Raw genomic sequence first — 13,436 nt, 5'->3', positions numbered from 1 at the left:
CGAGTCCCGAGTCCCGAGTCCCGAGTCCCGAGTCCCGAGTCCCGAGTCCCGAGTCCCGAGTCCCGAGTCCCGAGTCCGCACCGCCATGGCCACGCTCTACAAAATCACCTTCCTCAACGCCGGCAAGATCTACGAGCTGTACGCGCGCAAGATCGCCTCGAGCAATCTGTGGGGCTTCACCGAGGTCAGCGAACTGGTGTTCGATCTGCACGAAGGCCTGGTGGTCGATCCGACCGAGGAGCGGCTGCGCGACGAGTTCGGCAATACCCGGGTGCTGCACCTGCCGATGCAGAGCATCGTGCGGATCGAGGAAGTCGAACGCAAAGGCCAGTCGGCGATCCGCGATGCCGCCACCGGCGAGAAAGTGGTCACGCCGTTTCCGTTGCCGGCCAAGCCGCGCTGAGCGGCCGGCGGCGGACAAGAAGAACCCGCAAAAAAACCCGGCCTCGGCCGGGTTTTTCGTTGGCCGATCCTCTCCGGCGCTCAGCGCCGGGTAGCGGCGCCGGCATCGGCGACCGGCTTGGCCGGCGCCGGCTTCTTCAGTTCGGCCAGGGCCGCGGCGATAGGCGCTTCGCCTTCCAGCACCTCGCCGGCGTTCTTGCCCGGCGCGTCTTCCTCGTCGCCGTGCAGATGCCCCGGCAGGGCCGCTTCCGAATAGCTCGGACGCGAATCGCCGTCGCGCTTGGCCGCGCGCACCACCACGTCGGGAACGATGCCCAGGGCCTGGATCGATTTGCCGCTGGGCGTGTAGTAGCGCGCGGTGGTGAGCTTGACCGAGTCGCCATTGTCCAGCGGCAGCACGGTCTGCACCGACCCCTTGCCGAAGGTGCGGCTGCCGATCACGCGGGCGCGGCCGTTGTCGCGCAAGGCGCCGGCCAGCACCTCCGAAGCGCTGGCCGAACCGGCGTCGACCAGCACCATCAGCGGCGCGCCGTCGAGGCGGTCGCCCGGGGTCGCGCCGAATTCGGCGTCGCTGATCGCGATGCGGCCGCGGGTGCTGACGATCTTGCCTTTCTCCAGCAGATCGTCGGCGATCTGCACCGCTGAGGTCAGCAGGCCGCCCGGGTTGCTGCGCAGGTCGATCACCAGCCCGCGCAGCTTGCCGCCGGCCTGGGCCTTGAGCTTCTCCAGTTGGGTTTCGAAATCGGCCGCGGTGTCGGCCTGGAACGCGCTGATCCGCAGGTAGCCGTAGCCCGGCTCGAGCATGCGGCTCTTCACGCTGGCCACGCGGATGGTCTCGCGCACCACGGTCAGGTCGAAGGGCTTGTCGCGGCCTTCGCGGACGATGGTCAGCACCACCTTGCTGCCGGGCGCGCCGCGCAGCGGGCCGGAGTTGTCGCCTTCGTCGACCTTGAACGGCTTGCCGTCGATCGCGGTGATCACGTCGCCGGCCTTGATCCCGGCGCGCGCGGCCGGGGTGTCGTCGATCGGCGCGATCACCCGCAGGCTGCCGTCGGGCTGGCGCTGCAGCTCCACGCCGATGCCGTCGTAGGCGCCGCGCGACTGTTCGTCGAAATCCTCGGCCGCGACCTTGTCCAGGTAGACGCTGTGCGGATCGAGGTCGAACAGCAGGCCGCGGATCGCCGAATGCATCAGCTTGGCGTCGTCGACCGGTTCGACATAGGCCTGCTTGACCGCGTTGTAGACCGCGACGTAGCGGCGGATCTCCTCGATCGGCACCTTGGACTCGCTGTCCTCGCCCTTGCCCGCGGCTTTCTTCTTGGCCGGCGCTTCGTTGCTTGGCGTTTCGTTGGCAGGAGCCGGCGGCGCCTGGGCCGGTTTGGCCGGCGGCTCCTGCGCCCACGCCGGTACGGCGCCCAGCGCCAGGGCCAGCGGAAGCAGACTACGCAGGGGGTAACGCAAAGACATGCACGACGCTCCGGACGCGAGATGAGGGACTGGCGACGGACCGCCGCGAACGGCGGGCCGGCTCCTGGCTACGACCGCGCGCGGCGGGCGCGGGTTCCATCGCCTATCTGTGCACGTTAAGCCGCGCGCGCGCAAGCTTTCGTTAACGAAGCGCCGATTCGTTCAGCGCGCGCTGCACGAGCGCGCAAGTGCTTGATCCGGTGGGAGCCCGCGTACGCGAGCGCCCCGGAAACGGAAACCGTGCTCAGCGTCGCAGCCAGCCATTGGGGTTGACCGGCTGGCCGCCGCGGCGCAGTTCGAAATACAGCGCCGGCCGGCCGTGGCCGCCGGAGCTGCCGACCGTGGCGATCGCGTCGCCGCGCTTGACCTTGGCGCCGGCGTCCTTGAGCAGGGCGTCGTTGTTGGCGTACAGGCTCATGTAGCCGTTGCCGTGGTCGACGATCAGCAACAGGCCGTAGCCGGTCATCCATTCCGAATACACCACCGTGCCGTCGCCGACCGCCTTGACCGTGGCGCCGGCGGGCGCTCCGATCAGCAGACCTTCGCTGCTGCGGCCGTCGGGCATGGCGCCGCCGAAACCGGCCAGCAAGGCGCCGGACACCGGCCAGCCCAGGCCGCCGACCTGCGGCGGCGGCGCCTTGGCGACCTCGACCGCGGGCTTGCGCGGCGCGCGCGGCGGCGCCGGCTTGCCGGCCGCCGCGGCGGCCGCGGCCGCTTTGGCTTCGCGCGCCTCGCGCTCGGCGCGGGCCTTGGCGGCGGCGCGGCGCTGGGCCTCGGCGCGCGCGGCGGCGGCGCGCAGCTTGGCCAGCAGTTGTTCCAGGCCCTTGGCGTCGCGGCCGAGCTCGCGCTCGCGGTCGCTGCGGTCCTGATACTTCTCGTTGATCTGCGCCACCAGGCTGGCGCGCTCCTTGCGGTCGCGCTGCAACTGGCCGAGCTGGTCGCGTTGCTGCTTGCGGGTGCTGTCCAGGGTCTGGCGGCGCTCGACGATCTCGCGCTCCAACGCATCGAGTTCGCGCAACTGCGCCGACAGCTCGGCGATGCGCCGGGCGCGGTCGCGCTGCACGTAGCCGTGGTAGGTCAGCACGCGGTTGCTGTCGGCGACTTTATCCTGCGACAGCAGCAGTTTCAGCGGCGCGTCGTTGCCCTGCGCGTAGGCCGCGCGCAGCAGTTGCGCGAGCTCCTTGCGCTGCGAGCCGAGCTTGGCGTTGAGACCGTCGCGACGGGCCTGCAGGTCTTTCAACGCGGACTGCTCGCGGGCGAGCCGGGACTCGGTCTCGCGCAGCACCCGGTTGGAACGGCCGACCTTCTCGTCGGCCTCGCGCAGGCGCTGCGAGGCGTCGCCGCGCTGGCCTTCGAGCTTGCGCCGTTCGGCCGAGACCGACTTGAGTTCGTTCTTGACCTTCTCCAGCTTGCGCTCGGTCTCGCGGCTGCTGTTCTGCGCAGCCGCCGGCGCGGCCAGCGCGACCGTCAGGGTGACCGCCAGCAGCAGCGCGCGCCGCAGCCGCATCAGGAAACCAGCAGGCTCTGCCCGCTCATCTCCATCGGCTGTTCCACGCCGAGCAGATCGAGCATGGTCGGAGCGACGTCGCGCAGGGCGCCGCCGCTGCGCAGCGCGGCCTTGCGCGGGCCGAGATAGACCAGCGGCACCGGGCCGACGGTGTGCGCGGTATGCGGCTGGCCGGTGTCCGGATCGCGCATCATCTCCAGGTTGCCGTGGTCGGCGGTGATCAGCAGCGCGCCGCCGGTCTCGCGCACCGCCGCGGCGACCGCGCCGATCGCCACGTCCACCGCCTCGGCGGCGCGGATCGCCGCGTGCAAGTCGCCGGTGTGGCCGACCATGTCCGGGTTGGCGATGTTGCACACCGCGACGTCGAACTCGCCCGAGCGGATCGCCGCGGTCAGCTGCGCGGTCACTTCCGGGCAGCTCATTTCCGGCTGCAAGTCGTAGGTGGCGACCTTCGGGCTGGGCACCAGGATGCGGCGTTCGCCGGCATAGGGCTCTTCGCGCCCGCCGCTGAAGAAGAAGGTGACGTGGGCGTACTTCTCGGTCTCGGCGATGCGCAGTTGGGTCAGCCCCTGCGCGGCGAGCAGTTCGCCCAGGGTGTTGCGCAGTTCGTCCGGCGCGAACGCCACCGGCGCCGGCAGCCGAGCGTCGTACTCGGTCAGGCAGACGTAGCGCGACAGCGCCGGCCGGCGCGCGTGGTAGCCGTCGAAGCCCGGATCGACGAAGGCGGCGCTGAGCTGGCGCGCGCGGTCGGCGCGGAAGTTCATGTACACCACCGCATCGCCGTCGGCGATCGGCGCGGCGGCGCCGATCACGGTCGGGGCGACGAATTCGTCGGTCTCGCCGCGCGCATAGGCGGCTTCCAGCGCTTCCGGCGCGGTCGCGGCGCGGTGCTCGGACTGGGCCTCGACGATCGCGTTCCAGGCGCGCAGTTGGCGGTCCCAGCGCTTGTCCCGGTCCATGGCGAAGTAGCGGCCGCTGACCGAGGCGATATGCGCGTTGCCGGCCCGTTCGCAGGCCTGCTGCAGGCGCTCCAGGCTCGGCGCGGCCGACTTGGGCGGCATGTCGCGGCCGTCGAGGAAGGCGTGCACGGCGACCCGGGCCACGCCTTCGCGGCGGGCCAGCTCGAGCATGGCGAAGATGTGTTGTTCGTGGCTGTGCACGCCGCCCGGCGAGAGCAGGCCCATCACGTGCAGGGTGGCGCCGGCCTCGCGCGCCGCGGCGCAGGCCGCGCGCAGCTCGGCGTTGGCGTAGAAGCTGCCGTCCTCGATCGCCGCGTCGATCCGGGTCAGGTCCTGGTAGACGATGCGGCCGGCGCCCAGGTTCATGTGGCCGACTTCGGAATTGCCCATCTGTCCGTCCGGCAGGCCGACATGGCGGCCTTCGGTGTGGATCAGGGTGTGCGGCTCGCTGGCCAGCAGCGCGCGCCAGTTCGGCAGGTCGGCCTGGGCCAGGGCGTTGTCGGCCGGATCGTCGCGATGGCCCCAGCCGTCGAGGATCAACAGCACTACGGGCTTGGGGCGGGGGGGCGCTGACACGTCGAGATTCCTATGACTTGGGGCAGGGGCCGGCGCAGGCGGGCCCTGCGATTGTAGCGAAGCCGGCGATCAAGCCCGAAGCGCCGACGCCTGGGCGCCGCGCGGCCGGCGCGACGCGCGCAAGTGCTTGATCCGGCGTCGTCGCCGCCGCCTGGATGCGCCGTTCGTCGCAGGGCTTAAACCGATTCGGCCATAGCCGCATCCCAGTACCTGTCCATCAGCCAAACGGAACACGCCATGACCCGTAACCGCCTCACTCTCGCCCTGTCGGTCCTGATCGCCCTGTCCTCGCCGCTGGCGTTCGCGCAGGAAGGGATCAGCAAGGTCAACGGCAGCATCGACGTCGACGCCGGTCAGCAGCGCGGCAACCTGGAGACCGTGAACGGCAGCATCAAGGTCGGCGACAACGCCCGCGTCGGCAATGCCGAGACCGTCAACGGCAGCATCCACATCGGCGCCGGCAGCCAGACCGGCGGCCTGGAAACCGTCAACGGCAGCATCCGCCTCGGCGCCAAGGCCACCGCCAGCAGCGACCTGGAAACGGTCAACGGCGGCATCTTCGTCGACCGCGGCGGCACCATCGGCGGCGACATCGAGACCGTCAACGGCTCGATCGGCCTGGTCGACACCGACGTCAGCGGCGGCATCGAGACGGTCAACGGCGACGTCACCGTCGGCGTGGACTCGCACGTGCGCGGCGGCATCAAGTACACCAAGCCGCGCAGCAACTTCCCGCTCAAGCCGCAGCGCGACCCGCGGGTGGTGATCGGCCCGAACGCGCGCGTCGACGGTCCGCTGGTGTTCGAGCGCAAGGTCGTGCTGTACGTGCACGCCAGCGCCAAGACCGGTTCGATCACCGGCGCCACGCCGATCGCCTTCAACACCCCGACCCCGCCGGCTCAGTAAGCCTTGCCTGCGTCCGGCGCCTGCGATCCGAGCGCAGGCGCCGGACGCCGGGCCTTTCGGTCGCGCCGCAGCGCGGGAAGCGCCGCCCGGACCATTGCCCCTAGAATGGACCTCCGCCATTCCCGGCCCCTCGCGGCCGTCCCTGGAGGTCCGATGTCGCAAAACCGAACTTCGCTTCTCACCGCCGCCTCGCTGGTGGCCGCCACGCTGGCGCTGTCGGCGTGCAAGCAGCCCCCGGCCGATCAGGCCCCCGCCGGCTCGGATGCCCCAACCCCGTCCGCCGCCGCCGATCACGCCTTCGACGGCGCGATCAACCCGGCCGATTTCGCCCAGCACGTCAAAACCCTGGCGTCCGACGAATTCGAGGGCCGCGCGCCCGGCAGCCCCGGCGAGGAAAAGACGGTCCAGTACCTGGAAGCGCAGTTCAAGCGCCTGGGCCTGAAGCCCGGCAACGGCGACAGCTATTTCCAGACCGTGCCGATGGTGCAGACCATCGCCGACGAAAGCACGGTGCTCAAGCTCGAGGTGAAGGGCCAGCCGCGCGAACTCAAGTTCGGCGCCGACATGGTGGTCGGCACCCGCACCGGCCAGCCCGAGGTCAAGCTCCAGGCCAGCGACCTGGTCTTCGTCGGCTACGGCGTCAACGCGCCTGAGCAGCAGTGGAACGACTACGCCGGCGTCGACGTCAAGGGCAAGACGGTGGTGATCCTGGTCAACGACCCGGGCTTCCACGGCCAGGACGCGACCCTGTTCGAAGGCCGGCGCATGACCTACTACGGCCGCTGGACCTACAAGTTCGAAGAAGCCGCGCGCCAGGGCGCCGCCGCGGCGCTGATCGTCCACGACGACGCCGGCGCGTCCTACGGCTGGGACGTGGTGCGCAACTCCTGGTCCGGCGCGCAGTTCGACCTGCCGGCCAAGGACGACCCCGAGCCGCGCCTGCCGGTGCAGGGCTGGATCGGCCAGGAAGTCGCGCGCAAGCTGCTGGCCGACCTCGGCCAGGACCTGGATGCGCTGTACCAGGCCGCCGGCAAGCGCGGTTTCAAGGCGATCCCGCTGCAGGCCAAGGCCTCGGTCGATCTGAAGAGCGAGATCAGCGAGAAATCCTCGCGCAACGTGGTCGCGCGCCTGGACGGCGCCAAGCGTCCCGACGAAACCGTCGTCTACATGGCCCACTGGGACCACCTGGGCCACCACACCGGCGAAGGCGGCCACGAAGGCCACGACGCCCAGCCCAAAGGCGAAGGCCACGACACCATCTACAACGGCGCGGTCGACAACGCCTCCGGCGTCGCCGGCATCCTGGAAATCGCCGAGGCCTTCAGCAAGCAGCAGCCGCCGCCGGATCGCTCGCTGCTGTTCCTGGCGGTGACCCTGGAAGAGTCCGGCCTGCTCGGCTCCAAGTACTACGTCGCCCATCCGACCGTGCCGCTGGCCAAGACCGTGGCGGTGATCAATCTCGACGCCATGCCGATCATCGGCAAGGCGCGCGACATGACCGTGGTCGGCTTCGGCAGCTCGGAGCTGGAAGACCTGCTCAAGACCGTCGCCGACGGCCAGGGCCGGGTGCTGCACGCCGAGGCTACGCCGCAGGACGGCTTCTACTTCCGCTCCGATCACTTCAACTTCGCCAAGGCCGGCGTGCCGGCGCTGTACGCCAAGGGCGGCGACGATCTGCTGGAGGGCGGCACCGACGCCGGCCGCAAGGCCCAGGTCGACTATCGCGACAACCGCTACCACAAGCCGGCCGATCAGTTCGATCCGAACTGGAAGCTCGACGGCGTGGTCCAGGACCTGGACGCGCTGTATCAGGTCGGCAAGACCCTGGCCGGCAACGAGCAGTGGCCGAACTGGTACGAAGGCAACGCCTTCCGCGCCGCGCACGACAAGCTCAAGGCGGCGCCGGCGAAGTAGCCGGCCACGCCGCCGCACGGCCGGACTGCGGACCGGCCGTCCGGGCAAAGCGAGACGACGACGGCGCCCGTGGGCGCCGTCGTTTTTTCCGCTAGGCTGATGCGGTCGCCGCGACCGGCGCCGGCCCGAGGGATCGCGCATGCTGACCATATCCACCGCGTATTGGTGCCTGTTGATCGCCGCGCTGCTGCCGTATCTGTGGGTGGCGGTCGCCAAGGGCACCGGCCAGCGCTACGACAACCGCGACCCGCGCGGCTGGCAGGCGCGCCAGGACCATCCGCGCTCGATCGCCGCCTACGCCGCCCACCTCAATGCCTTCGAAGCCTTCGCCCCGTTCGCCGCCGGGGTGATCGGCGCGCAGATGGCCGGCGTCGATACCGAATGGATCGCCGCGCTCGCCCTGGCCTTCGTCGCGTTCCGCACGCTCCACGGCGTGTTCTACCTCGCCCGCCGACCGACCCTGCGCAGCCTGGCCTGGGCGCTGGGCTTGCTCTGCGCGATCGCGCTGCTGGTCCTGGCCGCCTTGGCCGCGAACTGAGCCGACGCCCCCTTACCTCCGCCGCAGGACCCGACGTTCGCCCATGTTGAAGCTGGCGCTGCAAGAAGACCATTTCGCTTTCGTCGGCGCCGGCGTGATGCGCGCCTTGCTGGAGCGCTACCGCCCGCTCGACGACTGGCAAGCCTTCGCCGACAGTTGGAACGACCTGGCCCCCGACCCCTACCTGGCCCAGGTCGGCCTGCACCGCCGCCGCCGCCATGCGGTGTACGCCGCCGGCGCCCAGGGGCCGGTGCTGCGCCAGCCGCACCAGCCGCATTACCAGAGCCGCGACTACAACACCCTGCAGGGCGGGATCGCGCGCAATTTCGAACCGATCCGCGACCGCATCGCCGAGGGCGCATGCTTGCGCACGGTGCTGGAATTCTGCCGCGATCTGTTCGCCGGCCTGTCGCCGCAGACGCCGCAGTGGCGGATCGAAGTGCACCAGTTCCGGATCGAGGCGCGCGCCGACGCCGCCGGCCAACCGACCCCCGAAGGCGTGCACCGCGACGGCGTCGACTACGTGCTGGTGCTGCTGATCGACCGCCACAACATCAGCAGCGGCACCACCAGCTTTCACCTCGCCGACGGCACCGAGATCGGCAGCTTCACCCTGACCCGTCCGCTCGACACCGCCCTGGCCGCCGACCGCCACGTCTACCACGGCGTCACCGCGGTCGCGCCGCTGGACCCGACGCAGCCGGCCTGGCGGGACGTGCTGGTGGCGACCTTCGTCGCCGAACCGCCGTCCGCCTGACTGCGGCGCCGCCCTGACGACGGCTCGGCGCGACGATTTGAAGTTCGATTCACATCCGCCGCACAGACTGAGGTCTCCCCATCGCGGAGACCGCTCATGCCTCGCCTGTCCCTGTTCGTCGGCCTGCTAGCAGGCCTCGCCTTCGCATCCATTACGCCGGCCTGGGCCGGCGACAAAGTCCTGATCGTGGTCAGCGGCGAAGGCCGCGACCAAGGCAAGACCCGTCCCGGCTTCGAGATGGACGAGTTCGCCCAGGCCTATCTGATCTTTCGCGACAACGGCCTGGAGGTCGAGGTCGCCAGCCCGCGCGGCGGCCGGGTCGAGGCCGACAAGTACGACCCCAAGGAACCGTTCAACGCGCGCCTGCTCGCCGATCCTCAAGCCCAACGCCTGCTCGCCGACACCCGCGCCACCGCCGGACTGCGCGCGCAGGACTACGCCGCGGTGTACGTGGTCGGCGGCAAGGGCGCGATGTTCGACCTGCCCGCCGATCCGGCCCTGGGCCCGCTGATCGCGGCGGTGTACGAACGCGGCGGCGTGGTCTCGGCGGTCTGCCACGGTCCGGCGGCGCTGGTCGGCGTGCGCCTGGCCGATGGCCGAGCGCTGGCCGCGGGGCGCGCGATGACCGGCTTCAGCAACGAAGAAGAAACCGTGTTCGGCAAGCGCTGGGCCAAGCAGTACCCGTTCCAGCTCGAGGATGCCTTGCGCGAACGCGGCGCGCGCTGGAGCGAAGCGGCATTGATGATGCCGCACGTGGTCGTCGACGGCCGCCTGATCACCGGCCAGAACCCCTATTCCACCCCCGGCGTCGCCGAGGCCGTGGTCGCCGCGTTGGGCCGCACCCCGGCCGCGCGCACGCCGTGGCGCGACGAAAAGACCATGCAACTGGTGCGGCAACGGCTGGCCGGCGACGCCTCCGCCGCGCAGCGGCTGGCGCAGGCGCCGCAGGCCTATCACGCGCAATTGATCGGCCTGCTCGGCTACTACCAGTTGCAGGCCGCGCAAGCGCAAGCGCAGGTGCGCGACGCACTGAGCGTCATGCAACTGGCCGAGCCGCACATGCCCGAGCCGCAGCTGCGCCTGGGCATGGCCGAAGCGCACCTGCGCCTGCAGCAGCGCGAGCCGGCGCGGCGGCTGGTCGCCGCCGTGCTGGAAAGCCACCCGGACATGGCCGAAGCTAAGCAGCTGATGGAGCGGATCGGGAACTGAGCGCCGATGGCCGAACGCCTGCGCATCCTGGTGGTCGAAGATCATCTGCCGCTGCGCGCCTCGCTGGCGGCGATGTTCGAAGGCCACGGCCACCGGGTCGATTTCGCCGCCGACGGCCCGGGCGGGCTGCAATTGGCCCTGGCCGACCCGCCCGACGTGATGGTGCTCGACCTAGCCCTGCCCGGCATGGACGGCCTGCAGGTCTGTGCCGCGCTGCGCGAGCGCGCCGACCGCCATGTGCCGGTGCTGATGCTGACCGCCCGCGATGCCTTGCAGGACAAACTGGACGGCTTCGCCGCCGGCGCCGACGACTACCTGGTCAAACCGTTCGCCGGCGCCGAGCTGCTCGCGCGCTGCCTGGCGCTGTCGCAGCGCCACCGCAGCGGCCAGGCCCATGCGCTGCAGGTCGGCCCTCTGCGGATCGACCGGCGCCTCGGCCGCGCCAGCCGCGACGGCCGTGCGCTGGAACTGCAGCACACGCCGTACCGGATCCTGCTGATCCTCGCCGAGGCCTGGCCGCGCACGCTGACCCGCAGCGAACTGATCCAGCGCCTGTGGGGCGACGAAGCGCCGCCGTCCGACCCGTTGCGCTCGCACCTGTACCTGCTGCGCCAGGGCCTGGACCGGCCGTTCGACTGGCCGATGCTGCGCACCGTGCACGGGGTCGGCTTCCAGTTGCGGGCCGAGCCATGAGCATGCCGCGCCAGCGCCTGCGCAACCGATTGATGCTCGCCTTCGCTGCGTTCGCGCTGTTCGTCGCCGGGCTGTTCGGCCTGTACGCGATCAGCTTCATGTACGCGACCGAAGACGCGTTCTTCGATGCCGCCCTGGCCCAGGAAGCCGCGACGCTGCAGCAACGCCGCGGCTCCTCCGCGCACTGGCCGCAGCCGCAGGCCGCGTATATGCGCGTGCATACCGATCGCGGCAGCCTGCCCGCGGATCTGCGGGCGGCATTCGCCGACGAACCCGGACGCAGGGAATTCGCCGGGCGCGACGGCCGCCATTACCACCTGCGCTCGCTCGCGCCGGACGGCGATCCGGACGGCCCGTGGCTGGTGGCCGAAGTCGGCCGCCAGTTGGTGGTGCGGCCGATGCGCGATCGCGTGCTGAGCCTGCTGGCCTGGTCGGCGCTGGCCACGCTCGGCGTCGCCCTGGCGATCGGCTACTGGCTGGCGCGGCGCACCACCGCCCCGCTGTCGGCCCTCGCCGCCGAAGTCGCGACGCTCTCGCCCGAGCGCTTGCCGACGCGCCTGAGCACGCGCACCGCCGACGATGAAGTCGGCGTGCTGGCGCAGGGCTTGTCGGCGCTGATCGAACGCACCCTGGCCTTCGTCGCGCGCGAACGCGAATTCACCCGCGACGCCAGCCACGAGTTGCGCACGCCGCTGGCGGTGATCCGCAGCACCAGCGAGCAGTTGCTTGCCGAGCCGGCCCTGTCCGCGCAGGGGCGACGGCATCTGCATTATCTGCAGCAATCCGCGCTGCGGCTCGAACAGACGGTGACCGCCCTGCTCGCGCTGGCGCGCGAGGAGGAACCGGCGTCGGCCGCGGCGGCCACCGCGCTGCTGCCCTTGATCGAACAAGTGATCATCGAGCAATCGCCGCTGCTCGAACACAAGCCGGTCGAGGTCGACATCGCGGTCGACGCCTCGCTACGGGCGCCGTGGCCGGCGCCGGTGCTGCACATCCTGTTGTCCAATCTGATCGGCAACGCGTTCGCGCACAGCGACAGCGGCCGGGTCGCCATCCAGGCCGACACCGGCGCGCTGCGCATCGTCAACCGCGGCCACGCGGTGCCGGAAGCGGAGCGCGCCCGCCTCCACGACGCCTACCGCCGTCGCGCCGGCAGCCCGGGCCAGGGACTCGGGCTGGCGATCGTGCAACGGCTGTGCGAGCGCTATCGCATCGGCCTGCGCCTGGAGCACGGCGACGATGGTCGCCTGCTGGCCGTCGTCGATCTCTCCGCACCGATTGCGATCGCCGCCGCTCCTGTAGGAGCGGCGTAAGGGACTTGCTGCGCCGCTGCTGTCGAGATCGGCGATCCAAGCGGCGTCTGTCCGAGAATGGGAACCCCCAAGCCTTTTTTGCGGGACACCCGGAGACGAGCGAGGCACGCAAAAAGCTCTTGCCGCGTCGGGCTTTGCGTTTCGATCGACGGCCAAAGCGTCGAGGTTCTGCGCGTTGCTGGGGCGCGAACGCGTCGCATCTACCCTTTCTCGTTCCGGCGGCGGCACAGCGAGCGGTGCTCGTCGCCGGCCCTCGCCGCTTCGTTCAAGCGTAAGTGGCGATGAAATCGTCGACCGCATCGACGGTATGCGCGGCGAAATCGCGGAAGCGGGCGCCGGCCCCTTGCGGTAGGACGAATGCCTCATCGTGGTAGTAAGGGACCACGCACAACTCGCCATCGTCGCGCCGGTCGCGTGGGTTGAAGCACCAGAAGTTCTCGACCGAAAAGTCGTCGATGTACTGGAAAAACAGCGCTTCACCAATCGCCGCGGCGACCTCGTCTTGGTCGCCGTCGACCGCGCTATCCGGGTCCGGCGCCGCCACGTGCAGATGTCCGGGATCGACCATGCCGATCAGTTCGTTGCAGCCATAGTGCACGGCGAAGGCGCCGTGGGCGAGCAGGAAGTAGACGTAGGCCGGCGGCAGCGCCAGGCCGTACTTATTTTCCAACTGCGCGATCGCCTCGATCGGCAGCGGCTCGGAGAAAACCAAGCTCATGCCGTCGGTCTCGGCGACGAAATCGCGCAGCCGTTGCACCGCCCGGTCCATCGCCTGTCGTGCCGCCGGCACGCAGACCTCGTGCCGTTCCTGTATCGATTCCTTACTCATGACCGCTCCCTATCGGTAGTCCTTACCGGAGGCCGCAGTGTCGCTGAACCAGCGAAGTGGTCCAGCGTCCATCGGGGCGGGAAAATCGAACGGCCACAAGCCGCAAGGCGTCCGGAAGGTGAAGCGGCGGGCGATGGCCCGGCGGCTGGCAACGCCGTTGGGACGAGGGCGATATCGAATGGATCGCAGGCTGCCCGCTCCGGTGGGCACATGCCGACGCAGAAAATCCGAAGTTGCCGCCTGGTGCGCTAGCGGGAGCGTCCCTGGAATCGCTCCGGCCAAGCGCAGCGGCTCCGCGGCAGCGGCCTGCGCAAGCGCTGCGGGGAGTTTGGCCGCACGGCGCAGTTGACCGCGTCGGTTAACGGG

Annotated in this window: 12 protein-coding genes; 8 read left to right on the top strand and 4 right to left on the bottom strand. The window is 70.4% G+C overall.

Annotated features, from left to right (window positions below; all coding sequences use genetic code 11):
- The first annotated feature begins 85 nt into the window (after positions 1-85).
- On the top strand, positions 86-403 hold the full coding sequence (locus AC3A57_RS22765; protein WP_487580986.1) for a DUF1820 family protein: 318 nt from the start codon (positions 86-88) through the stop codon (positions 401-403).
- An 80-nt stretch (positions 404-483) separates the two neighbouring features.
- Here AC3A57_RS22765 and AC3A57_RS22760 read toward each other — a convergent pair whose 3' ends face one another.
- The 3 genes from AC3A57_RS22760 to gpmI all read right to left on the bottom strand — a co-directional run bounded on the left by AC3A57_RS22760 (position 484) and on the right by gpmI (position 4,911).
- A complete protein-coding gene (locus AC3A57_RS22760) occupies positions 484-1,869 on the bottom strand; it encodes a S41 family peptidase (RefSeq protein WP_487580985.1) in 1,386 nt (461 codons plus the stop codon).
- A 244-nt stretch (positions 1,870-2,113) separates the two neighbouring features.
- Positions 2,114-3,376: a murein hydrolase activator EnvC family protein gene (locus tag AC3A57_RS22755; protein WP_487580984.1), complete on the bottom strand. Its 1,263-nt coding sequence runs from the start codon at positions 3,374-3,376 to the stop codon at positions 2,114-2,116.
- Positions 3,376-4,911, bottom strand: coding sequence for a 2,3-bisphosphoglycerate-independent phosphoglycerate mutase (gene gpmI, locus AC3A57_RS22750; protein WP_487580983.1), 1,536 nt, complete (start codon positions 4,909-4,911; stop codon positions 3,376-3,378). The genes AC3A57_RS22755 and gpmI overlap by 1 nt, the downstream gene beginning before the upstream one ends.
- A 237-nt stretch (positions 4,912-5,148) precedes the next feature.
- Here gpmI and AC3A57_RS22745 point away from each other — a divergent pair, with 237 nt between their 5' ends.
- The 7 genes from AC3A57_RS22745 (at position 5,149) to AC3A57_RS22715 (ending at position 12,241) form a co-directional block, all read left to right on the top strand.
- A complete protein-coding gene (locus AC3A57_RS22745) occupies positions 5,149-5,817 on the top strand; it encodes a DUF4097 family beta strand repeat-containing protein (RefSeq protein WP_487580982.1) in 669 nt (222 codons plus the stop codon).
- A 153-nt stretch (positions 5,818-5,970) separates the two neighbouring features.
- Complete coding sequence (locus AC3A57_RS22740; RefSeq protein ID WP_487580981.1) at positions 5,971-7,731, top strand: M28 family metallopeptidase; 1,761 nt, start codon at positions 5,971-5,973, stop codon at positions 7,729-7,731.
- A gap of 139 nt (positions 7,732-7,870) precedes the next feature.
- Positions 7,871-8,269, top strand: a complete 399-nt coding sequence (locus AC3A57_RS22735) for an MAPEG family protein (RefSeq protein WP_487580980.1) — start codon at positions 7,871-7,873, stop codon at positions 8,267-8,269.
- A gap of 43 nt (positions 8,270-8,312) precedes the next feature.
- Positions 8,313-9,026 (top strand): 2OG-Fe dioxygenase family protein, encoded by a 714-nt coding sequence (locus AC3A57_RS22730; RefSeq protein WP_487580979.1) that lies wholly within the window; start codon positions 8,313-8,315, stop codon positions 9,024-9,026.
- A 96-nt stretch (positions 9,027-9,122) separates the two neighbouring features.
- The gene (locus tag AC3A57_RS22725; RefSeq protein WP_487580978.1) at positions 9,123-10,235 is read left to right on the top strand and encodes a type 1 glutamine amidotransferase domain-containing protein; all 1,113 of its coding nucleotides are present in this window, start codon (positions 9,123-9,125) and stop codon (positions 10,233-10,235) included.
- 6 nt (positions 10,236-10,241) lie between these two features.
- On the top strand, positions 10,242-10,928 hold the full coding sequence (locus AC3A57_RS22720; protein WP_487580977.1) for a response regulator transcription factor: 687 nt from the start codon (positions 10,242-10,244) through the stop codon (positions 10,926-10,928).
- On the top strand, positions 10,925-12,241 hold the full coding sequence (locus tag AC3A57_RS22715; RefSeq protein ID WP_487580976.1) for a sensor histidine kinase: 1,317 nt from the start codon (positions 10,925-10,927) through the stop codon (positions 12,239-12,241). The genes AC3A57_RS22720 and AC3A57_RS22715 overlap by 4 nt, the downstream gene beginning before the upstream one ends.
- A 265-nt stretch (positions 12,242-12,506) precedes the next feature.
- Here AC3A57_RS22715 and AC3A57_RS22710 read toward each other — a convergent pair whose 3' ends face one another.
- Complete coding sequence (locus AC3A57_RS22710; protein WP_487580975.1) at positions 12,507-13,070, bottom strand: SMI1/KNR4 family protein; 564 nt, start codon at positions 13,068-13,070, stop codon at positions 12,507-12,509.
- Positions 13,071-13,436 lie beyond the last annotated feature (366 nt).

It is taken from the genome of Lysobacter sp. Soil_C_15 (assembly GCF_057657315.1).
The sequence above is the reverse complement of the archived record's forward strand: the minus strand, read 5'-3'. Positions and strand labels throughout refer to the sequence as shown.